General features: G+C 70.5%; 25 protein-coding genes. 14 read left to right on the top strand and 11 right to left on the bottom strand.

The features are described from left to right. Positions 1 to 5 precede the first annotated feature (5 nt). The 3 genes from A4W93_RS01985 (at position 6) to A4W93_RS01975 (ending at position 1,747) form a co-directional block, all read left to right on the top strand. Positions 6 to 713 (top strand): glutamine amidotransferase, encoded by a 708-nt coding sequence (locus A4W93_RS01985; protein ID WP_085749021.1) that lies wholly within the window; start codon positions 6 to 8, stop codon positions 711 to 713. Between the two features lie 70 nt (positions 714 to 783). Further along, positions 784 to 1,248, top strand: a complete 465-nt coding sequence (locus A4W93_RS01980) for an EF-hand domain-containing protein (RefSeq protein ID WP_085749020.1) — start codon at positions 784 to 786, stop codon at positions 1,246 to 1,248. A 184-nt stretch (positions 1,249 to 1,432) separates the two neighbouring features. Then, the gene (locus A4W93_RS01975; RefSeq protein WP_085749019.1) at positions 1,433 to 1,747 is read left to right on the top strand and encodes a hypothetical protein; all 315 of its coding nucleotides are present in this window, start codon (positions 1,433 to 1,435) and stop codon (positions 1,745 to 1,747) included. A gap of 12 nt (positions 1,748 to 1,759) precedes the next feature. Here the strand turns inward: A4W93_RS01975 and A4W93_RS01970 are convergent, their stop codons facing one another. Beyond that, the gene (locus tag A4W93_RS01970) at positions 1,760 to 2,488 is read right to left on the bottom strand and encodes a general secretion pathway protein GspB (protein WP_085749018.1); all 729 of its coding nucleotides are present in this window, start codon (positions 2,486 to 2,488) and stop codon (positions 1,760 to 1,762) included. A gap of 9 nt (positions 2,489 to 2,497) precedes the next feature. Then, positions 2,498 to 4,159 carry an ExeA family protein gene (locus tag A4W93_RS01965; RefSeq protein ID WP_085749017.1) on the bottom strand — a complete coding sequence of 554 codons (1,662 nt, stop codon included), beginning with the start codon at positions 4,157 to 4,159 and terminating at the stop codon, positions 2,498 to 2,500. Between the two features lie 61 nt (positions 4,160 to 4,220). On the opposite strand from A4W93_RS01965, the gene A4W93_RS01960 reads away from it, so the two are divergent. Continuing rightward, positions 4,221 to 5,123 (top strand): LysR substrate-binding domain-containing protein, encoded by a 903-nt coding sequence (locus tag A4W93_RS01960; protein ID WP_157782102.1) that lies wholly within the window; start codon positions 4,221 to 4,223, stop codon positions 5,121 to 5,123. Between the two features lie 86 nt (positions 5,124 to 5,209). Beyond that, a complete protein-coding gene (locus tag A4W93_RS01955) occupies positions 5,210 to 5,944 on the top strand; it encodes an SDR family NAD(P)-dependent oxidoreductase (protein ID WP_085749015.1) in 735 nt (244 codons plus the stop codon). Between the two features lie 4 nt (positions 5,945 to 5,948). Here the strand turns inward: A4W93_RS01955 and A4W93_RS01950 are convergent, their stop codons facing one another. Next, the gene (locus A4W93_RS01950) at positions 5,949 to 6,857 is read right to left on the bottom strand and encodes a LysR family transcriptional regulator (protein ID WP_085749014.1); all 909 of its coding nucleotides are present in this window, start codon (positions 6,855 to 6,857) and stop codon (positions 5,949 to 5,951) included. Between the two features lie 102 nt (positions 6,858 to 6,959). Between A4W93_RS01950 and A4W93_RS01945 the strand changes: the two genes are divergently transcribed. Further along, positions 6,960 to 8,180 carry an SGNH/GDSL hydrolase family protein gene (locus tag A4W93_RS01945; protein ID WP_085749013.1) on the top strand — a complete coding sequence of 407 codons (1,221 nt, stop codon included), beginning with the start codon at positions 6,960 to 6,962 and terminating at the stop codon, positions 8,178 to 8,180. Between the two features lie 65 nt (positions 8,181 to 8,245). After that, entirely contained in the window at positions 8,246 to 8,872 is a 627-nt protein-coding gene (locus A4W93_RS01940; protein ID WP_085749012.1) for a type 1 glutamine amidotransferase family protein, read from the top strand. On the opposite strand, the gene A4W93_RS01935 is transcribed toward A4W93_RS01940, so the two are convergent. Next, on the bottom strand, positions 8,815 to 9,960 hold the full coding sequence (locus A4W93_RS01935) for a PEP-CTERM sorting domain-containing protein (RefSeq protein ID WP_085749011.1): 1,146 nt from the start codon (positions 9,958 to 9,960) through the stop codon (positions 8,815 to 8,817). The two genes, A4W93_RS01940 and A4W93_RS01935, sit on opposite strands and share 58 nt — an antisense overlap. A 92-nt stretch (positions 9,961 to 10,052) precedes the next feature. After that, positions 10,053 to 11,210, bottom strand: a complete 1,158-nt coding sequence (locus A4W93_RS01930; RefSeq protein ID WP_085749010.1) for an MFS transporter — start codon at positions 11,208 to 11,210, stop codon at positions 10,053 to 10,055. Positions 11,211 to 11,290: 80 nt separating this feature from the next. On the opposite strand from A4W93_RS01930, the gene A4W93_RS01925 reads away from it, so the two are divergent. Continuing rightward, complete coding sequence (locus A4W93_RS01925) at positions 11,291 to 12,064, top strand: DeoR/GlpR family DNA-binding transcription regulator (protein WP_085749009.1); 774 nt, start codon at positions 11,291 to 11,293, stop codon at positions 12,062 to 12,064. Positions 12,065 to 12,156: 92 nt separating this feature from the next. Here the strand turns inward: A4W93_RS01925 and xth are convergent, their stop codons facing one another. Next, the gene (gene xth / locus A4W93_RS01920; RefSeq protein ID WP_085749008.1) at positions 12,157 to 12,933 is read right to left on the bottom strand and encodes an exodeoxyribonuclease III; all 777 of its coding nucleotides are present in this window, start codon (positions 12,931 to 12,933) and stop codon (positions 12,157 to 12,159) included. After that, on the bottom strand, positions 12,930 to 15,242 hold the full coding sequence (locus A4W93_RS01915) for an ATP-dependent DNA helicase (RefSeq protein WP_085749007.1): 2,313 nt from the start codon (positions 15,240 to 15,242) through the stop codon (positions 12,930 to 12,932). The genes xth and A4W93_RS01915 overlap by 4 nt, the downstream gene beginning before the upstream one ends. Before the next feature lie 74 nt (positions 15,243 to 15,316). Between A4W93_RS01915 and A4W93_RS01910 the strand changes: the two genes are divergently transcribed. From A4W93_RS01910 to A4W93_RS01900, 3 genes are all read left to right on the top strand, one after another. Beyond that, positions 15,317 to 16,963, top strand: coding sequence for an isovaleryl-CoA dehydrogenase (locus A4W93_RS01910; RefSeq protein WP_085749006.1), 1,647 nt, complete (start codon positions 15,317 to 15,319; stop codon positions 16,961 to 16,963). A gap of 68 nt (positions 16,964 to 17,031) precedes the next feature. Continuing rightward, complete coding sequence (locus A4W93_RS01905; protein WP_085749005.1) at positions 17,032 to 17,490, top strand: tellurite resistance TerB family protein; 459 nt, start codon at positions 17,032 to 17,034, stop codon at positions 17,488 to 17,490. Positions 17,491 to 17,519: 29 nt separating this feature from the next. Then, on the top strand, positions 17,520 to 18,269 hold the full coding sequence (locus A4W93_RS01900; protein ID WP_085749004.1) for a helix-turn-helix domain-containing protein: 750 nt from the start codon (positions 17,520 to 17,522) through the stop codon (positions 18,267 to 18,269). Between the two features lie 68 nt (positions 18,270 to 18,337). Here A4W93_RS01900 and A4W93_RS01895 read toward each other — a convergent pair whose 3' ends face one another. Further along, complete coding sequence (locus A4W93_RS01895; RefSeq protein WP_085749003.1) at positions 18,338 to 19,174, bottom strand: macro domain-containing protein; 837 nt, start codon at positions 19,172 to 19,174, stop codon at positions 18,338 to 18,340. A 15-nt stretch (positions 19,175 to 19,189) separates the two neighbouring features. Beyond that, entirely contained in the window at positions 19,190 to 19,753 is a 564-nt protein-coding gene (locus A4W93_RS01890; protein ID WP_085749002.1) for a TIR domain-containing protein, read from the bottom strand. Between the two features lie 237 nt (positions 19,754 to 19,990). Here A4W93_RS01890 and A4W93_RS01885 point away from each other — a divergent pair, with 237 nt between their 5' ends. Next, positions 19,991 to 21,028, top strand: a complete 1,038-nt coding sequence (locus A4W93_RS01885) for a DMT family transporter (RefSeq protein ID WP_085749001.1) — start codon at positions 19,991 to 19,993, stop codon at positions 21,026 to 21,028. On the opposite strand, the gene A4W93_RS01880 is transcribed toward A4W93_RS01885, so the two are convergent. Next, complete coding sequence (locus A4W93_RS01880; protein WP_085749000.1) at positions 20,955 to 22,361, bottom strand: cytochrome B6; 1,407 nt, start codon at positions 22,359 to 22,361, stop codon at positions 20,955 to 20,957. The genes A4W93_RS01885 and A4W93_RS01880 overlap by 74 nt on opposite strands. A 156-nt stretch (positions 22,362 to 22,517) precedes the next feature. Here A4W93_RS01880 and A4W93_RS01875 point away from each other — a divergent pair, with 156 nt between their 5' ends. Then, positions 22,518 to 23,504 (top strand): ketopantoate reductase family protein, encoded by a 987-nt coding sequence (locus A4W93_RS01875; protein WP_085748999.1) that lies wholly within the window; start codon positions 22,518 to 22,520, stop codon positions 23,502 to 23,504. A 31-nt stretch (positions 23,505 to 23,535) separates the two neighbouring features. Next, positions 23,536 to 24,279 carry an alpha/beta fold hydrolase gene (locus tag A4W93_RS01870; RefSeq protein ID WP_085748998.1) on the top strand — a complete coding sequence of 248 codons (744 nt, stop codon included), beginning with the start codon at positions 23,536 to 23,538 and terminating at the stop codon, positions 24,277 to 24,279. Here the strand turns inward: A4W93_RS01870 and roxB are convergent. After that, complete coding sequence (gene roxB / locus A4W93_RS01865) at positions 24,254 to 26,293, bottom strand: rubber dioxygenase RoxB (RefSeq protein WP_085748997.1); 2,040 nt, start codon at positions 26,291 to 26,293, stop codon at positions 24,254 to 24,256. The two genes, A4W93_RS01870 and roxB, sit on opposite strands and share 26 nt — an antisense overlap. Between the last annotated feature and the right edge of the window lie 58 nt (positions 26,294 to 26,351).

Genomic DNA, 26,351 nt, shown 5'->3' with positions numbered 1-26,351 from the left:
CCACGATGAAACAGTGTCTGGTGTTGCGCCACGTGGCGTTCGAGGACCTCGGCGTGTTCGCCGGGCCCCTGGCCGAGCGTGGCTTCTCGTTCGACGTCCGGCAGGCCGGCGTCGACACGGTGTCCGATGCCGAATGGCGCGACGCCGACCTCGCGGTCGTGCTCGGAGGCCCCATCGGGGCCTACGAGACCGACCGGTACCCGTGGCTCGACCACTACACCGCCCAACTGGGCGGGCGCCTGGCGGCCGGGCGTCCCACGGTCGGCGTGTGCCTCGGCGCGCAGCTGATCGCGGCGGCGCTCGGCCGGCGCGTGTACCCGGGCACGGCCAAGGAGATCGGCTGGGCGCCGGTCGAGCTGTCCGAGGCCGGGCGCGCCGGGCCGCTGGCCGCGCTCGACGGCAAGCCGGTGCTGCACTGGCACGGCGACACCTTCGACCTGCCCGAAGGTGCCACGCGCCTCGCGTCCACGGCCATCACGCCGAACCAGGCCTTCGCCATCGGCGACACGGTGCTCGGCCTGCAGTTCCACCCCGAGATCGATCCGCAGCGGATCGAGACCTGGCTGATCGGCCACACGGCCGAACTGGCCGGCGCCGGCATGGACCTCGCCTCGCTGCGGGCCGACACGCTGCGCCACGGAGAAGCCGCCGCGGCCGCCGGGCGGGCCCTCCTCACGGCGTGGCTGGACCGGACATTTCCTACCCGCGGCTGAGCGGACGTCCGGAGGGCAAGCCCGCCGGACGGGCGTGCAATGGAGGTTTCCACCCCCCAGGAGGAACCTCATGCACCACCGCCTTCATCACCACGTGCTCAAGCCCCTCGCGGTCGCGCTGGCCGCGCTGCTGGGCCTCGCCGTCGCGACGAGCGCGGCCGCGGCCGGCACCGAATCGGCCGAGGCCGAGATCCTCGCGATGGACAAGAACGGCGACGGCGTGCTGACCGCCGCCGAACATGGTGCCGGCGCCCGCACGATGTTCGTGACCATGGATGGCAACCAGGACGGCCGGGTCACCGCGGCCGAGATGGACGCGTACCAGGCCAAGCGCACGGTGCGCGACGCCGCGAAGGAAAAGCCGTCCGCCGAGAAGATCCGCATGGTCGACACCGACGGCGACGGTGCGCTGAGCGCCGAGGAACACCGCACCGCGTCCCAGAAGATGTTCATCACGATGGACGCCGACAGCGACGGCACGCTGAGCAAGTCCGAGTTGGCCACGGGGCACGCGAAGATGCTGCTGAAGAAGTGACATCGACCGCTCCCGGTGCTCGACGCACGCCCTCGCGAAGCCGGCTGAGGCGCCGCAAGCTCGGGGCGCGAGCCCCAGAGCGGTGCAGTCGGCCCTACGGCGGCCTCGGCCATTGGTCGAAACCGCCGCGGCCGGGTGCCGTTGCGCTAACGTGGCGTGACACCCGATCGTCACGGAGGTCCACGTGGCTTTCCGCACCCTGCTCTACCGCTATTTCTTCTTCGGCTGGCTCTTCCACGACGTCAACCGGGGCAACCTGTTCGAACGGGCCGCCGCCTGGCGGCACAACCAGACGCAGGCCCACTGGCTGCTCACGTACATGCGACGGTGGTTCGTGATGGGCCTCGTGCTGTACCTCGGCGGCGTGTTCGTCGAGCAGGTGTTCGCGGCGCCCGTGCTGTCGAGCTTCCTCTACATGCCGTGGGTGCTGAGCGTGTCGTTCAACGCCACCGCGCTGGTGGCGTGGGCCGGGCTGAAGTCGCTGCCCGGGCCCTCCTGACCCTCCTGGCCCTCAGTACGCGATCTCGACGCGGTAACCGCGGAACTCCAGCACCGCGGACTTCAGCTTGATCTGGCGCAGCTTCAGGTCCTTGCCCAGGGCGTCGCCCTCGTGGAAGACCTGGCCGTTGAGCACCACCATGCGGTCGGCCGCGCGCTCCGAGTACATCGCCCCGCCCACCGACAGCCTCGGGAAGTCCCGGCGCAGCGCGTCCGGCAGTTCGTTGACGGTGTAGATGCGTTCGGCGGGCGCGGCGGCCGGCGTCGGGCTGACCACGGCGATGCCTGGGGGCAGCGCGGCCTTCTCGGCCGGTGGGGCGGCCGGAGCCGGTGCGGGCGCGGCGGCACGCGCCTCCGGTTTCGGCGCCGGAGCCGGCGTGGGCAGCGGCGGCGGGAAGTTCGGCAGCGCGTCCTCGTTCGGCGGGGGCGGTGCGGCCGGAGGTGGCGGGGCCACCACCGGTGCGGGCGCGGGCGGCGGCACGGCCACGGCCGGCGCGGCGGCCACCACCGGCGCGGGCACCGGCGCTCCGTTGCCACGCAGCAGTTGCCAGCCCAGCACGCCGAGCAGCGCGACCCCCATACCGCCCAGCACCCAGATCCACGGGCGGGCAGGGGTGGGCGGCAGGTCCGCGTCCGGATCGTCCGGGGCCACCAGCACCGCCGGCTCGGCCAGGGCCGCGGGGGCCGTCACGCCGCGGCGTTCCGCGTCGGCCTTTCGCAGGGCATCGAGGATGTAGGACATGGCGGTCTTTCAGGGAGTGACGGGCACGGCGGTGAGCTTCGGCTCGTCCACGCCGGCCACGCGGTTCAGCTGCATCAGCGTGGTGGGGCCCGGCAGGCCGTCGGGCTTCAGGCCCTGGGCCAGCTGGAAGGCGGCCACGCGGGCCTGCATCTGGTTGTCGAACACGGCGGGTTTCGTGGGCGCGGTCTCACCCGCCGCCTTCGCGAGGCTCGCCGACAGCCAGTCGACGATCACGCCCTTCTGGCCCTTGTCGATGCGGTTCGTGAAACCCGGCGGCTGGCGCCAGTACGTGGCGAACTCGCCGCGCCAGATCTTCGCGAGGGACACGAGCGAGATGCGCTGCGACACGTCGCCCATGCGCAGCACCGCATGCCGCTCGCCGAGGCCGGTGAGCAGCGCGTAGGCGGGTTTGTCGCTCTCGTCGTGGAGCGTGACGATGCCCGGGCGGTCGAGCTGGCGGATCAGCGTGAGGTCGGCGCTGCGGCGGAAGCACTGCAGTTCGTGCAGCTTCGCGGCCGCGCAGGGATCGGCGCCCGACACGTCGGCCTTCCACACCGCGCCCAGCGCGCGCCAGGCATCGTCCTCCACGCGCGTGGGGGACCCGATGCCGGTGCGGACCTCGGGGGCCGCGGCCACGGGTGCGGGTGCGGGTGCGGGTGCGACCGGAGCAGGAGCGGACGCCGGCGCCGCGACCACCGCGGCCGCCATGGCCGCGGGCGGCACGACGGGTGCCGACCGCTCGCGTTCGAACAGCCACGTCGCCCCGCCGAACAGCAGCGCACCGCCCAGAAGCCCGGCCCCGACCAGCAGGCCACGGCGGGGCGCGGCGATGGGCGGCGGTTCGGGCTCGGTCTTGTAGAACACTTCCTTCGCGGCGCGTTCGAGCGTGGCCGCGCTCACCGTCTGCTTGCTCTCGGCATAGGCCCCGAGCAGCGCGCGGTCGCACAGCAGGTTGATGCGCCGCGGCACGCCGCGCGTGAGCTGGTGGATGCGCCGGCGCGCCCGGCGGTCGAACGGGCGCAGGCCCGCCTGGCCGGCCACGGCGAGGCGATGGCGGATGTACTTCGACGTCTCGGCCTCGGACAGCGCCGGCAGGTGGAAGCGCGCGGTGACCCGCTGCGCGAGCTGCTCGAGTTCCGGCCGCGCGAGCATCTCGCGCAGCTCGGGCTGGCCGATCAGGATGATCTGCAGCAGCTTGCGCTCGTTGGTCTCGAGGTTGGTCAGCAGGCGCAGCTGCTCCAGCACCTCGGCCGCGAGCATCTGCGCCTCGTCGATGATCAGGATGTTGCTGAGCCCGATGGCATGCGTGCGCAGCAGGAACTCGTTGAGCGGGTCGATGTAGTCCTTGACGGTGAGCAGCGTGGGGTCCGGCGCGTTCACCGGCACGTTGAACTCGTCACAGATGGTCTTCAGCAGCTCCATCACGGTGAGCTGCGGGTTGAAGATGTAGGCGACGTTGCAGCGCTTCGGCAGGTGCTCGAGGAAGCAGCGGCACACCGTGGTCTTGCCCGCGCCGATCTCGCCGGTGAGCAGCACGAAGCCCCCGCCCCCGGTGGCGCCATAGCGCAGGTGGGCCAGCGCCTCGCGGTGCCGCTCGCTCATGAACAGGTAGCGGGGGTCGGGCGCGATCGAGAACGGCTGCTGTTTCAGGCCGAAGAATTTCGCGTACATGGGGGCAGAGGATACTGCCCCGCGCACGCGGGTTTCCACCCGGACCGACACAATGCCGGGCATGACCCGGGACCTGAACGACCTGACCCTGTTCGCGAGCGTGGTGGACGCCGGCGGCTACTCGGCCGCCGAACGGCAGACCGGCGTGCCCAAGTCGCGGCTGAGCCGGCGGGTTGCCGCACTGGAGGGCGAGCTGGGCGTGCGCCTGATCCAGCGCACCGCGAACCGCTTCTTCGTGACCGAGGCCGGCGAGCGGGTGTACCGCCACGCCCGCGCCATCGCCGACGAGGCCGACGCCCTCGCCGCGTCGGTCGCCGAGACCCGCGACGAGCCCGCGGGCCTCGTGCGGGTGGCCGCCGCCCCGCTGGCCGGTGAACTGTGGCTCGCGGGCTGGGTCGGGGAGTTCGCGGTGAAACACCCGAAGGTGCGGGTGGCGATGTCACTGTCGAACCGGTACGTGGACCTGCTGGCCGAACGGTTCGACCTCGCGCTGCGCTACTCCAGCACACCGCTCGCCGATGCCGATGTGGTGGCCCGGCCGCTCGGGCAGAGCGGCATGCGGCTGTACGCGAGCCCGGCCTTCCTCGCCACGCACGGTGAGCCGGCCGACCTCGACGCGCTGCGGGTGCTGCCCGCCGTGGTGCTCGGGCGGCTGGAGCGGCCGCGCCCCTGGGTGTTCACCGGCACGGCTGGCGAGGCCGTGTCGTTCGTGCCGCCGTCGCGGTTCCTCGTCAACAACATCCTCGCCGCGCGGGCCGCCGCGATCGCGGGTGCGGGGCTCGTGCAGCTGCCCGACGGCGCCTGCGACGAGGCCGTCGCGGCAGGCGCGCTGCGCGAGGTGCTGCCCGCCCTCGCGCCGCCACCCACCACCGCGTACGCGGTGTACCCGAGCCGCCGCGGCGCCAGCGCCGCCGTGCGCCACCTGATCGCGTTCATCGAAAAACGCATGCGCGCGTTGCGCTGATGGAACGGGACGTTGCGCCGGCGGGGCTGGGCCTCGCGGGCGTGGCTGCCTACGCTTCCCGCATCCCTCAACTCCCGGATGTGAACATGAAACGACTCGACCAGAAGATTGCCGTCGTGACCGGCAGCTCGCGCGGCATCGGTGCGGCCATCGCACGCCGCCTCGCGGCCGACGGCGCCACGGTGGCCGTGGTGTCGCGCCAGGCGCCCGGCGACGCCGTGGTGGCCGACATCGAACGCGCCGGTGGCCGAGCCGCGGCGTTCACGGGCGATGTGTCCGATGCCGCGTCCGTGGCCGCGCTGGTGCGCGGCATCGTCGATCGGTTCGGCCGCATCGACGTGCTCGTCAACAACGCCGGCATCGCCGAATACCGCAGCGTCGGCGAGCTGGACCGCGCGCACTTCGACACGCAGTTCGCGGTCAACACGTGGAGCGTCGTGGCGATGACCCAGGCCGCGCTGCCGCACTTTCCGAAGACTGGCGGCCACGTGGTCAACGTGTCGACCAGCCTCGTGCATTCGCCCGGCACCGGGCTGTCGGTCTACACCGCCAGCAAGGCCGCGGTGGACGCCCTCACGCGCGCCTTCGCGGAGGAACTCGGACCGCGCGGCATCCGCGTCAACGCGGTGGCGCCGCACATCACCCGCACCGACATGACGGCCGATCTGCCGCCGGACGTGCTGGCCGACGAGCAGGCCCGCACGCCGCTCGGCCGCCTCGCGGAGCCGGAGGACGTGGCCGATGCCGTGGCCTTCCTCGCGTCGAACGACGCCCGCTGGGTCACCGGCCGATCGCTGCTGACCGACGGCGGACGCATGTGACCCGTCACGCGGCGCGAAACCCCGGCCACGACGGCACCGAATCACACAGCGCGTCCACCAGCATCCGCGAACGCGCCGGCCGGTAGCGCAGCGACGGGTACATCACCCACGCGCGCTGCGGCTCGGCGTGCCACGCGGGCAGCACCCGCACCAGGGCGCCGCTGTCCAGCAGGTCCTGCACCAGCCAGTCGGGTGCGAGGCCCGGGCCGGCGCCGAGCAGCAGGCCTTCGCGGATCGCCATCGAGCTGTTGACGCGGTAGCGACCGGCCACCGGTACCGTCTCGCGCGTGCCGCGCGGGCCGTCCAGCACCAGCGTGTCGAGCGAGGCCGCCCACGCGAACCGAAGCACCTCGTGGCGCGACAGGTCCGCCGGCCGGCGGATGCGCGGGGCCGACGCGAGGTACGCGGGCGAGGCGACCACACCGCGGCGCGACCGGCCCACCTCGCGGGCCACCACGTGCGGCGGCGGCGCCCCTCCGAGGCGCAGCGCCACGTCCATGCCCTCCTCGGCGAGGTCGACGAAGCGGTCGTTGAGGATCAGCTCGGCCGACACGGCGGTGTGCATCTTCAGGAAGTCGAGCAGCCACGCGTTGAGCCGCAGCTGCCCGATGGCCAGCGGCGCGTTGATGCGCAGCTGACCCGTGGGCGCACGCGCATGGCCTCGCACCTGGTCGAGGGCCTCGGCCTGCAGGTCGAGCACGCGGCGCGCGTGATCGAGGAACACACGCCCCTCGTCCGTGGGCGCGAGCCGCGCGGTGCTGCGTTCGAGCAGGCGCACGCCCACGTGCCGCTCGAGCGCCGCCACGGCCTTGCTCACCGTGGGCTGCGTGGTGCGCAGCTCGCGGGCGGCGGCCGACAGGCTGCCGAGGTCCACGGCGCGCACGAAGGTCGCCATCGCGTTCAGGGTGTCCATGGGGTCATTCCGATCTCGAATGGGAGGCATGCGATTCTTCCATCTTCCTTCGACATCGGCATGAACCTACCGTGGAGGCCTTCTCCACTTCGAACGTTCCCGATGAACACGAAAGCCCTCCTTCTCGCCACCACCCTCGCCTTCTCGGCCGCCGCGTCCGCCGAGGGCCCCTGGACCGGCACCTGGCGCGCGAGCCCGCAGCCGCTGTGGTCCGGCAACTTCGTGCTGCCCACGATGGCGCCCTTCCAGTTCGTGCAGCAGACGCTGCGCCAGCCGATGCGCGTGAGCCTCGGCGGCGATCGCTGGCGCGTGGTGGTGTCCAACACCTACGGGACGCAGCCGCTGCGCATCGGCGCCGCGGCGTTCGCGCGGTCGGCCGGGGGCGTGGCGATCGACCCGGACGCGTCGCGGCGCCTCACTTTCGGCGGCCAGCCCGGCGTCGAGATCCCCGCCGGCGGTGAAGCGGTGAGCGATCCGGTGGCCCTCGCGGTGCCGGCGCTCGGCCGCGTGGCCGTGTCGCTCCACCTCCCGGGGCCCGTCGCCCCGGCCACGTTCCACTGGGATGCCCGCGAAACCGGCTACACCGCCGACGGCGACCAGGTGGCCGCCCCCACGTTCGCCGCCGCCACGCCGATGCCCGTGCGCGCCTTCGTCAGCCGCCTGCTCGTCGAGGGCGGCGCGGGCTCGGTGGTGGTGCTGGGCGACTCGCTCACCGACGGCAACGGTTCGACCCCGGGCACCGACCGACGCTGGCCCGACGTGCTGGCCGAACGCCTCGCGCCACGCGGCGTGGCCGTGCAGAACGCGGGCATCTCGGGCGCACGGCTGCTGCGCGACGGCATGGGCGACAGCGCGTCCGCGCGGGTCGACCGCGAGGTGTTCGCGTGGCCCGGGGTGCGGTCCGTCATCGTGGCCCTGGGCACCAACGACATCGGCTGGCCGGGCGGCCCGTTCGCCCCGGGCGAGGCGGCGATGACCGTCGAGCGCCTCGCCGCGGGCTACCGGCAGCTGGCCGAACGTGCGCGCGTGCACGGCGTGCGGGTGATCGGCACCACGGTGCCGCCGTTCGAGGGCGCGCTGCAGGGCACGCCGCTCGAAGGCCACCACAGCGTCGCGAAGGACCGCGTGCGGCAGGCAGTCAACCACTGGATCCGCACGAGCGGCACCTTCGACGCGGTGGTCGACTTCGACGCCGTGCTGCGCGACCCGGCGCACCCCGCGCGCCTGCGGCCCGCGTTCGACTCGGGCGACCACCTGCACCCCGGCGACACCGGCTACCGCGCGATGGCCGGCGCCATCGACCTCGACACGCTGGCGAAGTGACCCCGCGCGGGCACGCCGAATGCCCCTGCCCGCGTATCCCTCCACCATTCCGGAAGAATCACCCGATGCGTTCCACCGTGCATCTGTACGTCTTCGACGGGTTCGCCGACTGGGAGCCCGCGTTCGCCACCGCCGGCCTGAACAACCCCGACTTCCAGCGCGAGCCGGGGCGGTTCGAAGTGCGCACCGTGGGTGCGCAGCGTGACACCGTGGTGCAGTCGATGGGCGGCCTGACCGTGGTGCCCGACCTGGGCCTCGATCAGCTGCGGCCGGCCGACAGCGCGATGCTGATCGTGCCGGGCGGGCGCGGCTGGGAGGCCGACGGCGCCCACGTGTGGGCCGTCAACAAGGCCGCCGACTTCCTCGACCAGGGCGCGCCGGTGGCCGCGATCTGCGGCGCCACCGCGGGCCTCGCGAAAGCGGGCCTGCTCGACGACCGGCCGCACACGAGCAACGCGGCCGCGTACCTGAACGGTACGGGCTACGACGGTGCCGACTGGTACCTCGACGAACCGGTGGTGGTGGACGGCAACCTGATCACGGCGGCCGGCATGGCGCCGCTCGAGTTCGCCCGCGAGATCTTCCGCCTGCTCGAGGTGTACGACGACGACGCGCTCGAGGCCTGGTACCAGCTCTACAAGACCGGGCAGTCGGCGTGGTTCGCGCGGTTGCGCGAGGCCGCGGCGGCCTGACGGCGGCGCACGCCGGCCACCACGCCGAAGAGGCCCAGTCCGGTGAGCAGCGCCAGCCCCGGTTCGGGCACCGGCGCCGCCACGGACGACAGCACGAACACCCGCCGCTCGCCGTCGAAATACCCCAGACCGGCGATGTCGCCGCGGTCGTTGATGAACTGTGGCGAGAGGTTCTGCCAGCCCTGCAGCGTGGTCGGGTCGATCAGCGCGACGAGGTCCTGCATGCCGCCCTCCGGGGTGTAGAGGAACAGCACGTCGTCCCCGGGAACCGGGCCTTCGCGGATGGCCCGGCCCACGACCCACCCCTCGTTGTTGATGTCGCTCGCCAGTTCGCCGCTGCCGGGGAACATGTCGGGCAGGCGCGTGAACGTACCGTCGGGGTGGTAGATGGCCACGCCGAGGTTCAGGCGCACGCCGTGGCCGGCCACCACGTCGCCGCGGTCATTCAGCACGGCGAGGTTGGCCGGGTCGAGCGTCGGGTCCATCGCGATCGGCGTCGAGACGGCCGTCGCGATGTCGTAGCGATACAGCGTGCTCAGGGGCCCGCCGGGGCTGCCCAGCAGCACGGTGCCGGTGTTGTTGATGTCCATCGCCCACCGGTCGGCCGGCAGCGCCACCGAACCCTGGCCCGGGGTGTACAGGTAGCCGCCCCCGTTGGCCCATCCGGCGACCTGGCCCGCGTCGTTGATCGCCGAGGCGACGCTGTCGGCGACACCGGCCGTTCCCGGCACGGGGCCGCCGCCGGACGGGGCGTATTGCCACGCCCGGTCGATCCGGTTGCCCACTGCCACGCCCCGGTCGTTCAGGTCGTAGATGCGCCAATCGTCGAACCCGCCGGGCGCCGGGCCGGGTGGCAGCAGGCTCTCGAAACCCGTCCCCGGCGTGTAGAGGTACGGGTGGGCCGCGAAGGCGGCGGTGGTCCACGTGGCCGCCAGCTGCCCCGCGTTGTTGAAGCCGCCGAGGTCGTGCACGCCGAGCGCACCGTCGGGTGGCTCGGGGAGCAGCGACAAGGTGTAGTGCGGCGTGGCCGACACTGCGGGCGCACAGGCCAGCAGGGCCGTGCACAGGACCGTCGACAGGCTCTTCATGGCCTCGCTCCCTCGCCGCGGACGGCGGCATTGGAGCGCACTTTAGGCGGTGGTCCGGCGCCCTGCCACCGTCGACCGCGACGACCCGAGGGTCACTGCTCGCGCAGCTGTCCGGACATCGCCGCGAGGGCCGCCATCAGCACCACGAGCAGACCGAACGCGGTTCCGAGGCCGACCAGCGAGGCGATCCAGCCGATGACCGGCGGACCCAGCAGGAAGCCGGCGTAGCCCACGCTCGCAACCAGCGCGATGCCATGGCCCGGCGTGGTGCGGCTGCGGCGGCCGGCCGTGGCGAACACCACGGGCGCGACGATGGCGAGGCTGACACCGGCCAGCACGAACGCGAACAGCGTGAGCCCGAGCGACTGCGTGAAGAGTGCGGCCGCCAGCGCCACGGCGCCGAGCAGGTTGCCGAAACGCAGCACGCCGACCGCGCCGAACTTCAGCGTGACACGGTCTCCGGCGAAACGCATCACGGTCATCGCGACGGCGAACGCGGCGTAGCCCCACGGGGCCACGGCCTCGCTCGTGGACAGCGTGTCGCGCAGCAGCACCGCGCTCCAGTCGGCCATGGCACCCTCGACGAGGAAGGCGCACAGCGCCATCGCGCCCAGCAGCAGCATCGTGGCGTCCGGGCGGCCCTTGGCCGCGGGCGTGTCGTGTGCGGGCGAGGCCTCGGGCAGCGACGGCCGCACCGCGAGCATCACCCCGGCCAGCAGCACCGCGACGAGGGTGAGGTGCACGGCGGGCGACAGGCCCTGGTGCGCCGCGAGGCTGCCGAGCACGGCGCCCGAAAGGCCGCCCGCGCTCCACATGCCGTGCAGCGACGACATCACCGGCCGGCCCGCCTGGCGTTCGACCTCGACCCCGAGTGCGTTCATGGTCACGTCGACCGCGCCGTTGGCCGCACCGAACACGAACAGCGTGACGGCGAGCGAGATGTGCGAGCCGACGAGCGCCGGCTGGGGCAGCGCGAAACAATAGAGGGCCGCGGCGAGCAGCAGCTGCATCCGCGTGCCGAGGATGTCGGCGCCCTTGGCCGACAGCCGGAAGGCCACGATCGCACCGGCGGCCAGCGCGAACAGCGCGGTGCCCAGTTCCCCTTCGCCGAGCCCGATGCCGTCGCGCACGGCGGGGATGCGGGACACCCAGCTCGCGAACCCGAGGCCGTTGCAGAAGAACACCGCGGCGATGGCGCGGTGGGCGGCGGACACGCGGGACGGTGTCTGGGTCAGGCTGGCGGCGGGCATGCGCGGATGTTAGGGTATTTGCTCGTTTCGAGCAAGCAATCGACCAGCATCGAGCACATTCGAGCAATTACAATGAATGCATGATCATCACCAACCCGCCCCGCTTCACCCATGAACGGCATGCCCGCATCGTCGACTGGCTGAACGCGCACGGCCGGGTCGAGGTGCTCGAACTCGCTCGTTTGCTCGAGGTGTCCGAGCACACGATCCGGCGCGACCTCGACGCACTGCAGGAGGCCGGTGTGCTCCAGCGCACGCACGGCGGCGCGGTGGCCATCGACACGCGGCGCCTCGGCTTCGGCGGGCGGTCCGCCGTGCTCGCGGACGTGAAGTCGAGCCTCGGGCACCTGGGGGCCGAACTCATCGAGGCCGGCCAGTCGGTCGTGCTCGACGCCGGCTCCACCACGCTCGAGATGGCGCGCGCGCTCACCGTGCGGCCGCTCACCGTGATCACCAACTCGCTCGACATCGCCGCCGTGTTCGACCGCGACCCGCTCGTGCAACTGGTGGTGCTGGGCGGCGTGTGGCAGCCCGACGCGCGCGCGTTCTGGGGCCACGCCACGTGCCAGATGCTGGCCCACCACCGCGCCGACTGGGCCGTGCCCGGCGCCTGCGCGGTGGCGCTCGACGCCGGCGCCACGGCCAGCGAGGAACCCGACGCGATGCTCAAGCAGGCGATGATCCGCGCCGCGCGCCGCACCCTGGTGCTGGCCGATCACTCGAAGGTGGGCGGGGTGGCGCCGTACCACGTGGCGGACTGGGCGCAGGTGCACACGCTGGTGACGGACCGGCCGTGGCCGGAGCTGGAGGCCAGAGGGGTGGTGGTGAAGGTGGCTGGCGCAGAAGCCACATGAAAGCGCCCTGTCATCCCGGCGCAGGCCGGGACCCTGTGCCTTCGAACATGCAGCCGGGGTCCCGGCCTGCGCCGGGATGACGAGCTTCTTCCTCAACCGAGCGTGAGCCACACCGGCGCATGGTCGCTCGTGTGCTCCCACCCCCGGACTTCCTTGTCGACCCCCGACGCACTGAGCGTGTCCGCCAGCGGCCGGCTCAGCAGCAGGTGATCGATGCGCAGCCCCGCATCCCGCGGCCAACGGTTCCGCAGGTAGTCCCAGAACGTGTAGAGCGGGGCATCGGGATGCAGCGCCCGGATCGCATCGGTCCAGCCCTGCGCCAGCAGCGTCTGCCACGCCGCCCGCGGCTCGGGTTGCAGCAGCGCGTCGTCGAGCCACGAACGTGTGTCGTAGATGTCGGCGACCGAGTCGGTGGGCACCACGTTCCAGTCGCCGGCCAGCACCACCGGCAGGTCGGTGTCGAGCAGCGAGGCCGCGTGGCGCACCATCCGGTCGAACCACTGGTTCTTCTTGTCGAACTTCGGGCCCGGCTGCGGGTTGCCGTTGGGCAGGTACAGCGACACGACGATCATGCCCTCCACGGCCGCCTCGAGGTACCGTGCCTCCACGTCGTCGGGATCGCCGGGCAGCTCGCGACGGATTTCGATGGGCTGCGCATCGCGCGCGAGGATGGCCACGCCGTTCCAGGCCTTCTGGCCGCGCCACAGCGCGCCGTAGCCGGCCTTGTTGATCGCGTCTTCCGGGAATGCGTCGTCGGGCGCCTTCAGCTCCTGGAGACACACCACGTCGGGCTCGTATTCCGCGAGCCAGCGCAGCAGCAGCGGCTCGCGGGCCCGGATGCCGTTGATGTTCCAGGAGGCGATCTTCATGCGGGGTCTTCCTGCACCGGTTCGGGAGGGGGCCGGCTGCGCACGGGGCGGGCGACCGGCCACCACCCCGGCAGCAACTCGCGTACCTGCCGGCGTGTGAAGCGGTCGTCGATCAGGTGCACCACGCCCTGGTCGGCCGGCGTGCGGATCACGCGGCCCGCGGCCTGCACCACCTTCTGCAGGCCGGGGTACAGGTAGGCGTACGCGTAACCATCGCCGAACGAGGCCTCGAGCCGTTCGCGCAGCGTCTCGTTGACGGGGTTGACCTGCGGCAGCCCCAGCGTGGCGATGAACGCGCCGATCAGCCGGTCGCCCGGCAGGTCCACGCCCTCGGCGAACGCGCCGCCCAGCACCGCGAAGCCGATGCCGCGGCCCTGCGGCACGAAACGCGCGAGGAAGTCGGCGCGCGCGCCCTCGTCCATCGCGCGGGACTGCGCCCACACGGGCAGGTCGGGCGCATCGGCCTGCAGCCTCGCCATCACCTGGTTCAGGTACTCGAAGCTGCTGAAGAAGGCGAGGTAGTTGCCGGGCCGCTCGCGGTACTGCCGGGCGATGAGTTCGGCGATGGGCGCCACCGACGCGGGGCGGTCGGCATGGCGCGTGGAGATGTGGGGCGTGACGTGCACCGCGAGCTGGTCGCGCGTGAACGGCGAGTCGACGTCGATCCACCGCGTGTCGGTGGGCAGGCCCAGCGTGTCGCCGTAGAACGCGCGGGGCGACAGCGTGGCCGAGAACAGCGTGGTGGTGTGCGCCGCGTCGAAGCGCTGGCGCAGGAACGGCGCCGGCACCACGTTGCGCAGGCACAGCACGGAGCGCTTGCGGTGGCCGTGTTCTTCCACCGTGATGTCGAACTGCGAGTGCGTGCCGAAGCGGTCGGACACACGCGCGAAGTGCAGCAGGTCGAAGTAGAAGCGCAGCAGGTCGGGCGGCACCTGGTCGGGGTGGTCGCCGAGGAAGGACGCCATCGCGTCGATGGCGTTGGCGAGCGCGCCGAACCAGCGCTGCGGCAGTTCGTCGAACACCTCGAAGGCCGACGGGCATTCGCCGTTGAGCTGCACCCACGCGCGGTGCAGGCGTTCGAGCGGCTTCTTCAGCGGCTCGGGCGCGATGCGCCGCGCGGCGTCGAGCTGCACCTGGGCCAGCGTGGCCGAGTACATCTTGCGCGCGCGTTCGAGCAGGTTGTGGGCTTCGTCCACCAGCAGTCCCACGCGCCACCCGTTGGCGAGCGTCAGGCCGTGCAGCATCGCGGCGAGGTCGAAGAAGTAGTTGTAGTCGCCCACGACCACGTCGGCCCAGCGCACCATCTCCTGGCCCAGGTAGTACGGGCACACGCCGTGGGTGGCGGCGACGGTGCGCAGCGTGGCGCGGTCGAGGAAGCCGGCCGCCACCGCGGCGCTGCGCGCCTCGGGCAGGCGGTCGTAGAAGCCGCGGGCGAGCGGGCAGCTGTCGCCGTGGCAGGCCTTCCCGGGGTGCTCGCAGGTCTTGTCGCGCGCCGCCAGTTCCAGCACGCGCAGCGGCTGGCCGCCCTCGCTCTTCACCACGGTGTGCAGCGCCTCGAGCGCGAGGCCGCGGCCGGGCGTCTTCGCGGCAAGGAAGAACACCTTGTCGAGCCGCTGCGTGGGGCAGGCCTTCAGCATCGGGAACACCGTGCCCAGCGTCTTGCCGATGCCCGTGGGCGCCTGCGCCGCGAGGCAGCGCCCCGCCCCGGCGGCCTTGTAGACGGCCTCGGCGAGCTGGCGCTGGCCCGGGCGGAAGTCACCGTGCGGAAACGCGAGCGCGGTGAGCGCCGCATCGCGTGCGGTGCGGTGGACGAGCTCCTGCCGCGCCCACGCCATGAACCGTTCGCACAGCCCGACGAAGAAGGCATCGAGGTCGGCGGCCGAATGTTTCTCGGACATCACCGTGTCGTGCAGCGTGCCCACGTCGTGGTACACGAGGGCGACCGTCAGGCGCTCCAGCTTGCGTTCGCGGCACAGCAGCGCGCCGTACACCTTGGCCTGGGCCCAGTGCAGCGCACGGTGGTTGGCGGGCATGGCGGCCAGGTCGCCGCGGTAGGTCTTGACCTCCTCGAGGCGCTGGCGGTCGGGGTCGTACCCGTCGGCGCGGCCGCGCACGCGCAGCGGCCCGTGTTCGCCCGACAGCGACACCTCGTTTTCCGCATTGGGCCCCCGCCGCATGGCCACGGCCGCGTGCCCGGCCACGCCCTCCGCCGCGGACGGGCCGGGCGTGAAGCGGTGGTCGAGGTCACCGACCTTCGCCGCGAACTCGCACAACGCACGCACCGCGACGACATAGACGGGGTTTTCCACGACGCCAGTTTACTGGATGGAACAACAGGAGGACACTGCCATCCGCCCCGAAATGCGCACCGAGGAGACTCCCCATGCACGGCGCCACCCACGAAGTCACGAACGTCGTCGCCCCGCTGGCCGACTACAACGTGTTCACCACCGACACCGCGCTGCAGGAGGCCGTGGCCCGGGCCGGTGCGGCCGGGCACGTGGCGGACCTCGCCGCGTACGGCGAACGCCTGGGAAGCGCCGAGACGCTGCGGCTGGCCGAGGAGGCCAACCGGTTCAAGCCGGAGCTGCACACGTTCGACCGCGTGGGCCACCGCATCGACCGCGTCGAGTTCCACCCGTCGTGGCACGCCATCATGCGGCTGCAGCGCGAGAGCGGGCAGATCTCGCAGCCCTTCTCCGACCCACGCCCCGGCGCCTGGGGCGCCTACGCGGCGGCGTTCTCGATGCACATGCAGGTCGAGGCGGGCTCGCAGTGCCCCGGGTCCATGACCTTCGCCGCCATCCCCGTGCTGCAGCAGGAGCCGCAGCTCTTCAAGCAGCTGGAGCCGAAGCTGTACTCGCGCACCTACGACGCCCGCGACGTGCCGGTCGAGCAGAAGGCCGCGATGCTGGTGGGCATGGGCATGACCGAGAAGCAGGGCGGCTCCGACCTGCGCGCGAACACCACGCGGGCCGTGCCGGTGCGCGGCGAGGGCCGCGGCGCGCAGTACGAGCTCACCGGCCACAAGTGGTTCTTCTCGGCGCCGCAGTCCGACGCCCACCTCGTGGTGGCACAGGCGCCCGGCGGCTTCTCGTGTTTCTACGTGCCGCGCTTCCGGCCCGACGGCAGCCACAACGCCGTGTTCATCCAGCGGCTCAAGAACAAGGTGGGCAACCACTCGAACGCCAGCAGCGAGGTGGAGTTCAACGGCGCGTGGGGCCTGATGGTCGGCGAGGAAGGCCGCGGCGTGCCCACCATCATCGAGATGGCCACGTACACGCGGCTCAACTGCGTGATGGGCAGCGCGGGGCTGATCCGCCAGGCGGTGGTGCAGGCCATCCACCACACGCGCCACCGCAAGGCCTTCGGCAAGCTGCTGGTGGACCAGCCGCTGATGCGCAACGTGCTGGCCGACATGGCGCTCGAGAGCGAAGCCGCCACCGCGCTGATGATGCGGCTCACGCAGTCCTTCGACCGCGCGGCCGACGACCCGCTCGAACGCGCGTACAAGCGCATCGTCACGCCGGCCGCGAAGTTCTGGGTGGCCAAGCGCAGCATCGAACTGGGCGCCGAGGCCATGGAGGTCTTCGGCGGCAACGGCTACGTGGAGGACGGCCCGATGGGGCGGCTCTTCCGCGAGATGCCGGTGATCTCCATCTGGGAGGGGTCGGGCAACGTGATGGGCCTCGACATGCTGCGTGCCATCGGCCGCGAACCCGAGGCGCTGGCCGCGCTGGCGGAGCACCTCGGCGAACGCCTGGGCGGCGACACCCGCCTGCGCCCTCACCTCGCCGGCCTGAAGGCCGTGCTGGGCCAGCCGCCCGAGTCGGTCGAGGCCGGGGCACGCCGCCTCGCGCAGCAGCTGGTGCTGCTGCTGCAGGCCGCACTGCTGCGCGAACACGCGCCCACGGTCGTGGCCGACGCGTTCGTCACGAGCCGCTTCGAGCCGCAATGGGGCCGGGTGTTCGGCACGCTGCCCGATCCGGCGGCGTTCGAGGCGCTGATCGACCGGGCCTGGCCGCGCTGACCGGCCGCGGGCACGGAACCTGCGCGGCCCGCCCGGGTCCGACCCGGACCCCGCCGACGGAGCCGCCCATGTTCACCACCCTCAAGTCCTTCCTCGAACCGCTGCTGCCGCAGGCCGCCCCCCGGGCCGCTTTCGAACACACGCTGCAGGTGGCCACCGCGGTGCTGCTGGTCGAGGTCATGCGGTCCGACGCCCACATCGGCCTGTCGGAGCGGGCGTCGGTGATCGTCGCGTTGCGCGACCGGTTCGCGCTCAATGCCGACGAAGTCGAGGCGCTGATGGTGGTGGCCGACCAGACCGCCCGCGAGGCCCACGACCTGCACACCTTCACGTCGCGCCTGAACGACCAGCTGGAGCCCGAGCAGAAGGCCCGCATCGTCGAGTACATGTGGCAGGTGGCCTACGCCGACGGGCGGCTCGACGCCCACGAGCAGCACGTGATGCGCAAGCTGGCCGACCTGCTCTACATCCCGCACGGCGACTACATCGCCGCGAAGATGCGTGCCCGGGAGGCCATGACCAGCTGAGCGGGCGGCGGGCGTATGCTCGTGTCCTGATGTCCTCCCCGATCCTTCCCCAGGGCGCCCTGAGCCTGCGCCGCTACGGCGCCGACGGCGCGCCCCACCGGCACGACCACGTGCAGGTGGTGATCGGCGTGCACGGCCGGATCGAGCTGGAGGTCGAGGGCCGCGGTGGGCGGGTCGACAACGGCCTCGCGGCGTTCATCGCGCCCGGCAGCGACCACGCGCAATCGGGCGACGGCCACAACCAGTTCCTGGTGCTCGACTGCACCCTGGCCGACATGGGCGACGACGCCGTCGAACGCCTGCGCCGCCAGACCTTCCTGCCGGTGCCCGCGGCCGTGCGCCGGCTCGTCGAGTTCGTGCAGCTCGCGTCCCCGGCCGACGGCGTGCCCGACGCGATCACCCGGCACTGCGCGCCGCTGCTGATCGACGCGCTGGCGGCCGAACGCCGCCCCGCCTCGCGCCTCGACCCGCTGCTGCGCCGCATCGAGGCCGCGCCCGGCGAAGCCTGGCCCGCGGCCCGCATGGCGGTCGAGGCGGGCCTGAGCGTCAGCCGGCTGCACGCGGTGTTCCGCGCCGAACACGACCGCACGCCGCAGGCCTGGCTGTCGGACCTGCGCTTGCGGGCCGTGCAGGACGCGCTCGCCGGCACCACCACCCCCATCGCCCAGCTGGCCCTGGACGCCGGCTACTCCGACCAGACCGCCCTCACCCGCGCGCTGCGCAGGGCCACAGGGCTCACGCCGGCCGCATATCGAAAATCCCATCGCTCCGCTCGCTGACGGCAAGCAAATCGTCCACAGGCCCCATCGGCAGTGGGGACGAAGCCCCCGCGCAGGCGATCAACCCATCAAATCCCATTCCTCGCTGATTTGATGTCCAGCAGGTTGATTTGACCAATCTTGTCGGGATGGATAACAACCGTTAACTTAGCAGGATGCTTGAACCGCATTTCACTTATCCGAAACGTCCAAAGCATAATTTTTAGCAGATCCTCGTCGGCAATATTTTTATGCCCTTTGATACGGGTAATACCTGAACCAAATACGGTGGTGGAAACACTTTTCTGAGCATAAACATTGTTTACTCGATCCCAGAAGTTTATGAGGAACTCCAGGTACTCCGGCATCGTCAGCGAAGCTTTGTTACTTGCGTCAAACTTTGAGAATGCCGTCAACAAGAAATCTTTGTAAACGCAAATACTGCCTATTTGATGTTTACGCTTTTTCCCCAGCCTTCGCATTGCATCGACCCCGACAACCTCTTCCTTCTCAAAATCATAGCTCTCAATGTGAGCATCCAACTGGGAAACAGAAATATCTAGGTGCTTTTGAAGAAAAATTCCATTAACCGATCTTTCGCTGATGATGACATTATCCACCTGCGTGTCAAAGTACTCATTGAACGCAATAGCCTTCAGCCCGGGCTGTTGAAAAATATCGCCAACTTTGATCGCAACATCACTGCCCTCCACATTAATCTCTATGCTATTGAGGTTGCTGGACCAAGCCCAGATAGCAAAATAGATTACCGCCAAGAGCCCCAAAAATATCCAGCCCCCTTTTATTTTGTGGGCGGCCGGAATATCAACAAAAAGAACAACCGCCGACAATGTCGCGCTAATTGCCGAGGTGACTTCGAGAAATTTCCTGTATACGCGGCTGTCAAATAGTTTAACTTTTGCCATTGGCTAGCACCGATATCAGGCCTTGTATCGATAAATGTCCGGCTTATTCTTACTTCCCACCATGAAACCGGGATCACTCAGGGCATCTTTGATAACCGCCTTGTTCAAAGGTACGTGAAGCGTGGGAACTTTATTAATTGAGTCCTTGAGCACGGGGATTTTGCCCCACAGCCCCTTCACCTCATCCCTCAGTGCCCCGTTCAACAGAAGACTTTCTTTTGTTGAGTACTCCGGGTAAATCACAATAACTGGCAATCCTTGGTCGTTAATTGCGTAGTCAACCTCCTCCTTCACGGCGCGAGAGTTGACGGTGCCCGAACTAAGAAACAGGACGAGGTTCTTCGAATTTCGAAGCCGCTCCCGCAGACGAGGCTTCAACGTCGACTCCCAATCACTTCCATCGCGAACGCTATAAGTCTTTTCGTGCGAATCCACAAAAGGAAAGCTCGGGTCAGCACCCTTCCACATCCTCAAGGTGTTGTAGTAGCAAAAGTCCTTGGTCGCGTTAGCTCCGAGGGAGCTCGTGCTAAACGGTTCGATTACATAGAAAGCAGCGTAGTTTCCGTTCCGATAAGCCATGATCTTTCTGTCTCCCCGCAGGTGTAGGTAGGTGAGGTGTAGTCGGTTTTAGGCCTTTCATTTCGGCGGTCCGACAAGTGCACTCTACCAGTCAATGTAATATTTACATACTGGCCTAGGCGCCTCCGCCGAAGAATTTCCTGCGATCCCCTGCGTCCTAACGTCGACAGTAGTCTCGGTCAGGCGCCTGCGAGCCCAGGCCAAGACGTCGCGCTAATCCGCAGCGAAGCTGGAGGCATGCACTCCTCGATCACTTCCACAACCCCCCCGCGCGACACGCGGCTCTTCCGCGGCACCGCCCAGGGCGTGACCGCCGGCGCCCTCTGGGGCCTCGTCTTCCTCGCGCCGCAGGTGCTGGGCAACTTCGCCGCGCTGCAGCTGTCGGCCGCGCGCTACCTCGCCTACGGCGCCATCGCCGCGGTGCTGATCGCCCCGCGCTGGCGCGCGCTGTGGCTTCGCCTCGGGCGCGCCGACCTGCTCGCCCTCGTGCAGCTGGCCCTGCTCGGAAACATCGTCTACTACCTGATGCTCGCCACCGCGGTTCAGTGGGCCGGGGGCGCGGCCACCGCGCTGATCATCGGGCTGATGCCCCTCGTCGTCGCGGTGCTCGGGAGCCGCGAGCCGGGGGCCGTGCCGCTGCGCACCCTCGCGGCGCCGCTCGCCCTCGGCGGCCTGGGCACCGCGCTGGTCGGCTGGGAGGCCCTGCAGGGCAGCCACGGGCCGGGCGGCGACCTGCTCACCCGGGCCGTGGGCCTGTTGTGCGGCTTCGGGGCGCTGGCCTGCTGGACCGGCTACACGGTGGTCAACCGCCGCTGGCTCGCACGCCGCACCGACCTGTCGGCCCACGACGCTTCGCTGCTCGTCGGCGTGATGACCGGCGCGCTGGCGCTCGTCCTCGCCGTTCCCGCCTTCGCGGGCCCGTCCTCCGGACACACCCCGGCCGAGTGGCTCGGCTTCTGGGGCATGGCCCTCACCGTCGCGGTGTTCGCCTCCGTGGTGGGCAACGCGTGCTGGAACCGCGCCGGCCGCCTGCTGCCGCTGGCCCTGATGGGTCAGATGATCGTGTTCGAGACCCTGTTCGGCATGCTGTACGGTTTCCTGTGGGAAGGCCGCGGCCCCACCGTGCTGGAGGTGGCCGCGGTCGTGTGCCTGCTGGGCGGCGTGGTGTGGTCCACGGCCGCCCACCGGCCGGCGCGTGCCGTCACAGCGCCCGCAGGAACGCCACCAGGTCCTTCTTCTCTTCGGCCGTCAGCTTCGTCTCGAGCACCAGGTTGAAGAACTCGACCGTGTCGTCGAGGGTCAGCAGCCGCCCGTCGTGCAGGTACGGCGGCGAGTCCTTGATGCCGCGCAGCGGGAAGGTCTTGATCGGACCGTCCATGTTCGCGGTGCGACCGAGGATGTCGCGCGGCGCGAAGAAGCGTTCGGTGCGCAGGTTGTGCATCGTGTTGTCGGTGTAGTACGGCGGCGCGTGGCACGACGCGCACGTGCCCTTGCCGAAGAACACCGCCTGGCCGCGCAGCTCCGCGGGCGAGGCCTTGCGCGGGTCGAGCCTGCCGTCCACACCCAGCTTGGGCGCGGGCGGGAAGTCGAGCAGCGCCTGGAACTCGCCCATGAAGTGCACCTGGCTGCCACGCTCCAGGATGTTCACCCCCTTCTTCGTCGCGATCACCGGGTCGCCGTCGAAGTACGCGGCGCGCTGCTCGAACTCGGTGAAGTCCTCCACCGACTTGAGCGCGCGCTGCGAGCCGAACAGCCGCTGCACGTTGACACCCCGCAGCGTGGGCGTGTCGATGCGATGGCGGAAGCCCTGCGGCCGCACGTCGCCCGCGAGGTGGGTCGCTCCGTTCGCATGGCCGTTGGCATGGCAGTCGAGGCACGCGACCCCGCGGCTCGGACGTTCGGAGCGGCGGTCGCTGGTCTGGTTGAACTGCTGCTGCGCGAACGGCGTGACGAGCAGGCGCAGGCCCTCGAGCTGCTTCGGGTTGAGCACGCCGTCGAACAGCTCGAAGTAGTTGTCGAGGGTGACAAGCTTGCCCTTCGACACGTCGCCCAGGTCCGGCCGTGTCGTGAGGAAGATCGGCGCGGGGAACTCGGGCAGCACGTGGTCGGGCAGGTCGAAGTCGAGGTCGAAGCGCGTGAGGTCGCGCGCTTCCTGCCGCTTGACCTCGTCGATGTGGAACTTCGGGAACACCATGCCGCCCTCGGGATGGTTCGGGTGGGGCAGCGGCAGGAAGCCCGCGGGGAACGCATCGGCGCGGCGGACCTCCTCGGGGCTCATCGCGGCAAGGCGGTCCCACGTCATGCCGGCGGGCAGCTTCACGCGCACGCCGTCCTGCACCGGTTTGCCGCGCGACATCGTCACGCCCGCCGCGGGCCGGTCGGCGAGGTCGTAGCGCTGCTGCAGCAACCCCTGGTGGCGCGACGCGATGCCCGGCCTGGCGGCCTTCATGCGGGCCATGGTGGTGGCGAAGTCCTCGGCCATCACGACCGGGGCGTAGCTCGTGGGCGGGGGCTTCTTCGCAGGCGGGTCCGCGGCCGGCGAGACACCAGCGAGGCTGAAGAGACCGGCTGCGAACAGCCAGCGTGACAACGGCAGTGGATGGGCCATGGGTTTCTCCCTTCTTGGGTGGGTGGATGCCTGGGGCCGGGCCATGCTAGGTCTCGCCTCCAATCCCACGTCGGCGTCGAATGACCCACCGCGCCACGATGAAAGGGGGCGACGCCCTATGATCGAAACCACCTATCCGTGACATCAAGAATTCCCATGACCCGCATCTGTGTTTTCGGGGCCGGCGCCGTCGGCGGCCACCTCGCCGCCTGGCTCGCACGCGCCGGGCTCGACGTCTCCGTGGTGGCCCGCGGCCCGCACCTCGAAGCCATCCGGTCGAACGGCCTGCGCTACGTCTCCGATGCCGAAGACTTCACGGTGCGCGTGAACGCCAGCAGCGACGCGCGCGACCTCGGCCCGCAGGACCTCGTCATCTCTGCCGTGAAGGCACACGGATTGCCGCACGTGGTGGATGCGATGCAGCCCCTGCTGGGACCGGAGACGCCCGTGATGTTCGCGATCAACGGCGTGCCCTGGTGGTACTTCCATGGCCTCCCCGCCGAACCGGGCCAGCCACCCGCGAGCGAACGCCTCGCCCGGCTCGACCCGGGCGCGTGCCTGTGGCACACGCTGGGCGTGCGCCGCGCCATCGGCTGCGTGGTGACGTCGCCCAACGAGGTGTCGTCGCCCGGCGTGATCCGCAACAACGCCACCAGCAACACCTTCGTGATCGGTGAACCCGACAACACGCTGTCGCCGCGGCTGCAGCAGATCGCGGCGGTGATGAAGCCCGCGCTGCCGGGCCTGTCCACGTCCACCGCGATCCGCGACGTGGTGTGGTCGAAGCTGATGCTCAACATCACGACGTCGCCGCTCGCGACGCTGACGATGCGCCCGCCCATCACGTTCTCGCACGACGAACCCATGCTCGCGGTGTACCGCCAGCTGCTCGCCGAAGGCGTGCGCGTGGCCGCGTCACTGGGCATCACGGTGGCGGCCGACGAGGAGGCCCGCATCGCGCGCATGCGCACCGTGCGGCACCCGCCGTCGATGCTGCAGGACCTGGTCGCGGGTCGCCCGCTCGAGATCGACGCGCAGCTGCTGGCCGTGCAGGACCTGGCGCGGCAGGGCGGTGTCGACACGCCCGTGCTGGACACGCTGCTCGCGCTGCTGGTGCAGCGCATGCAGGCGGACCGCCCCTGACCCTTCGACTCACTCCTGCAAGGAACACGACATGACGACGCCCCTGCTTCTGCTCCCCGGCATCATGAACGACGGCCGCGTGTGGATGCCGGTCCGGGGCGCCTTCGTGCAGACCGACCGCCCCCTCGTCGTGGCCCGCACGGACCTCCACGACCACGTCACCGCCATCGCGGCGGCCGCGATCTCGCTGATGCCCGAGGGGCCGTTCGCCGTGGCCGGCTTCTCGCTCGGCGGCTACGTGTCGCTCGAGGTGTGCCGGCAGGCGGCCGACCGCATCGCGGGCCTCGCGCTGATCGACACCGGCGCGCGGTCCGACACGCCCGAATCGAGCGGCAACCGCCGCCAGATGATCGAGGCGCTGGACAGCGGCAACTCGACGTACGCCGAGGTCGCAGGCTCGTTCCCGCCGAAGCTGCTGCACCCGGCCCACGTCGAAGATGCGGCCCTGGTGGGCCTGCTCGCCGACATGGCCCGGGCCGTGGGCCGCGACGGCTTCAAGCGGCAGCAGACCGCTGCGATGAACCGCCCCGACAACCGCGCGGTGCTGCGCGGGGTGCGCGCGCCGGCGCTGGTGCTGTGCGGTGCCGACGACAAGGTCACCCCGCCCGAGCTGAGCGACGAGATGGCGGGCCTGCTGCCCGGCGGGGTCGAGCGCGTGGCGGTGGCGACGGCCGGGCACATGTCCACGCTGGAACAGCCCGCCGCCGTCACCACCGCGCTCGCGCGGTGGCTCCAGCGCGTGGACGCCGCTACAGGGTCTTCAGGTACTCGATGAGCGCCTTGCGTTCGGCATCGGTGAGCACTGAGTTGAACGTGTGCCCGCCGTTTCCCTGCCCGAACATGTACGTGTTGTAGATCTTGCGGTCCTCGATGTCGCTGTTCGTGATCGTGGGCGGGAACAGCACGTTCCAGGTCAGCGCGACGTTCGAGTAGAGGCCCCGCACCAGTTCGTTGTACCAGGCCTGCAGCTGCTCGTCCTTCGGGTCGCAGCGCCAGTACGGCGACGGGATCGGGTCGAAGAGCGTGGGCTTCCGGCACTGCAGCGTGTCGTACTTCCAGCCCATCTTCTGCGTGTCGTACGCGGACATGCGCGTGTCGTACCCCATGATCGTGCGGCCCACCTGGTCCCAGCGCGGCGGGTTCGAGACACGCCGCCACAGCGGCTTGCGGTCCGAGGGCTTGAGCACCTCCCACACGTTCGGGACCGACCCGTTGTGCAGGTACGGCGCGGTCGCCCACACGCCGTACAGCGGCGGCGCCAGGTAGCCCAGTTCGCGGTTGCCACGCAGGTCCGCGCGGTTCTGCGGGCCGCAGTCGTTCACCGTGCCCTTGGTCGTCGGGTAGCCGAAGAAATTGCTGGCCCCCGCGACCTGCACCGCCTCGTTGTTCGTCTTCTGCCGCACGATGTCCGTCTGGATGATGCGCTGCGGCGTGATGTACGACGCCATGCCTTCCAGCGCGGGTGTCGCCAGGAACGCGGGATCGTTGACGTAGCGCGGGGCGTAGGCGCCGTGGCAGCTCGCGCACGAGCCGTTGCCTTCGTTCGGCTTCGGCACCGGGTTGTTGCGACTCGTCGCCCACAGGTTCAGCGTGTGGAACAGCACGGCACCCTGCTCGGCGAGCGCGGTGTCGATGGTGCCGGGATAGGGCGGCGACTTCAGCGACTCGATCCACGTGTTGGCGTCGGGTCCGTGCGCGCGCATCCAGGTCTGACCCGCCTCGGACAGCGGGCCGCCCACCGAGCCGAACAGGCCCAGCAGCGGCGTGTAGAACACCATGTCCACGCGCGGTGCGTCCATCGGGAACACGCCGTCGACGAACTTCACCGGACGGTGGCCCATGTTCCACCAGGCCGGCGTGTCCATCGACGCGGTGGAGCCCGACGCGAGCACGCCGAGGAACGTGTCGAGCGGCAGCAGGCCCTGGTCGGGGAACACGAAGGCGAGGTTGATGTCGCTGGCGTTGTTCGTGCCGCGGGTTCGCGTCAGGTTCGCGATCGACGCGAGCGAGGCCAGGTAGCCGAGCGGCAGCGCGTCGCGCAGGAACAGGTGCAGGTCCTGCAGGCTGCTGCCGCCGCCCGGGGCCGGCACGCCGTTGGCCGCGCCGCTGTGGCACGCGTGGCACGTGACGCCGATGCGCCCGCTCCACGTGCCGTCGGGATTGCGCAGTTGCGTGAACATCTCCGGGAGGCGGCCGGTGCCACCGTTCGTGCGGTTCGGGTCCTCGAAGGGCTTGGGGTACGGGTTGCGGCCCGTGCCGAACACCGAACCGTAGCGTTCGGCCACGAGCTGGTCGAAGTTGTCCGGGCGGACGACGAAGCCGCCCCAGGTGGTCCACAGCGCGTTGTACTGCGTGGCCGTCAGCGTGCTCGCGCCGAACACCGATTCGAGCGTGCGGGTGTTGTCGCCCGTGAACAGCGCGGCGACGGTCGGCGAGCCCGTCTCGAGCAGGCCGCCCCCGCGATAGAAGCGGTCCCGGAGGTCACCGCAGGTCTTCGGGTGCCCGGCCTCCTGGACCGCGGCCGGGTCGGTGTGGCAGTCCTTCCAGTACGCGTTGAACGCGACCGCCTTGCCCGTGCTGATGCCCGGCTGCACGAGCGAACGCGGGTCGGCGGGCAGGACGGTGGCCGCGGGCTTGCCCTCGCAGTAGTCCCACAGTGGTGAGCCGCCCCGGCTGCTCTGGATCAGGTCCGTCGCGGCCTGGGCGCTGGCGGCGAGCCCGGCGGACAGACCGAGCAGCAGGACCATCGACAGGCGCCGCGCGGGCGCCCAGGGGTGTTGTGAACTCATCGGAGATCTCCCTTGGATGGGCCCAGCGTCCGATACCCATCGGTCCGAGCCAGGGCAG

Origin of the sequence: Piscinibacter gummiphilus (genome assembly GCF_002116905.1) — a bacterium.
Taxonomy (GTDB): Bacteria; Pseudomonadota; Gammaproteobacteria; order Burkholderiales; family Burkholderiaceae_C; genus Rhizobacter; species Rhizobacter gummiphilus.
Note: the sequence above shows the minus strand (reverse complement) of the source record. Positions and strands in the feature narration are given on the sequence as shown.

What these genes read in the sequence shown, in the direction of transcription:
- A4W93_RS01985 (WP_085749021.1), top strand. Translation starts at nt 6, where the DNA reads ATGAAACAGTGTCTGGTGTTGCGCCACGTGGCGTTCGAGGACCTCGGC.
- A4W93_RS01980 (WP_085749020.1), top strand. Translation starts at nt 784, where the DNA reads ATGCACCACCGCCTTCATCACCACGTGCTCAAGCCCCTCGCGGTCGCG.
- A4W93_RS01970 (WP_085749018.1), bottom strand. Translation starts at nt 2,488, where the DNA reads ATGTCCTACATCCTCGATGCCCTGCGAAAGGCCGACGCGGAACGCCGC.
- A4W93_RS01965 (WP_085749017.1), bottom strand. Translation starts at nt 4,159, where the DNA reads ATGTACGCGAAATTCTTCGGCCTGAAACAGCAGCCGTTCTCGATCGCG.
- A4W93_RS01960 (WP_157782102.1), top strand. Translation starts at nt 4,221, where the DNA reads ATGACCCGGGACCTGAACGACCTGACCCTGTTCGCGAGCGTGGTGGAC.
- A4W93_RS01955 (WP_085749015.1), top strand. Translation starts at nt 5,210, where the DNA reads ATGAAACGACTCGACCAGAAGATTGCCGTCGTGACCGGCAGCTCGCGC.
- A4W93_RS01950 (WP_085749014.1), bottom strand. Translation starts at nt 6,857, where the DNA reads ATGGACACCCTGAACGCGATGGCGACCTTCGTGCGCGCCGTGGACCTC.
- A4W93_RS01945 (WP_085749013.1), top strand. Translation starts at nt 6,960, where the DNA reads ATGAACACGAAAGCCCTCCTTCTCGCCACCACCCTCGCCTTCTCGGCC.
- A4W93_RS01940 (WP_085749012.1), top strand. Translation starts at nt 8,246, where the DNA reads ATGCGTTCCACCGTGCATCTGTACGTCTTCGACGGGTTCGCCGACTGG.
- A4W93_RS01935 (WP_085749011.1), bottom strand. Translation starts at nt 9,960, where the DNA reads ATGAAGAGCCTGTCGACGGTCCTGTGCACGGCCCTGCTGGCCTGTGCG.
- A4W93_RS01930 (WP_085749010.1), bottom strand. Translation starts at nt 11,210, where the DNA reads ATGCCCGCCGCCAGCCTGACCCAGACACCGTCCCGCGTGTCCGCCGCC.
- A4W93_RS01925 (WP_085749009.1), top strand. Translation starts at nt 11,291, where the DNA reads ATGATCATCACCAACCCGCCCCGCTTCACCCATGAACGGCATGCCCGC.
- xth (WP_085749008.1), bottom strand. Translation starts at nt 12,933, where the DNA reads ATGAAGATCGCCTCCTGGAACATCAACGGCATCCGGGCCCGCGAGCCG.
- A4W93_RS01910 (WP_085749006.1), top strand. Translation starts at nt 15,317, where the DNA reads ATGCACGGCGCCACCCACGAAGTCACGAACGTCGTCGCCCCGCTGGCC.
- A4W93_RS01905 (WP_085749005.1), top strand. Translation starts at nt 17,032, where the DNA reads ATGTTCACCACCCTCAAGTCCTTCCTCGAACCGCTGCTGCCGCAGGCC.
- A4W93_RS01900 (WP_085749004.1), top strand. Translation starts at nt 17,520, where the DNA reads ATGTCCTCCCCGATCCTTCCCCAGGGCGCCCTGAGCCTGCGCCGCTAC.
- A4W93_RS01895 (WP_085749003.1), bottom strand. Translation starts at nt 19,174, where the DNA reads ATGGCAAAAGTTAAACTATTTGACAGCCGCGTATACAGGAAATTTCTC.
- A4W93_RS01890 (WP_085749002.1), bottom strand. Translation starts at nt 19,753, where the DNA reads ATGGCTTATCGGAACGGAAACTACGCTGCTTTCTATGTAATCGAACCG.
- A4W93_RS01885 (WP_085749001.1), top strand. Translation starts at nt 19,991, where the DNA reads ATGCACTCCTCGATCACTTCCACAACCCCCCCGCGCGACACGCGGCTC.
- A4W93_RS01880 (WP_085749000.1), bottom strand. Translation starts at nt 22,361, where the DNA reads ATGGCCCATCCACTGCCGTTGTCACGCTGGCTGTTCGCAGCCGGTCTC.
- A4W93_RS01875 (WP_085748999.1), top strand. Translation starts at nt 22,518, where the DNA reads ATGACCCGCATCTGTGTTTTCGGGGCCGGCGCCGTCGGCGGCCACCTC.
- A4W93_RS01870 (WP_085748998.1), top strand. Translation starts at nt 23,536, where the DNA reads ATGACGACGCCCCTGCTTCTGCTCCCCGGCATCATGAACGACGGCCGC.
- roxB (WP_085748997.1), bottom strand. Translation starts at nt 26,293, where the DNA reads ATGAGTTCACAACACCCCTGGGCGCCCGCGCGGCGCCTGTCGATGGTC.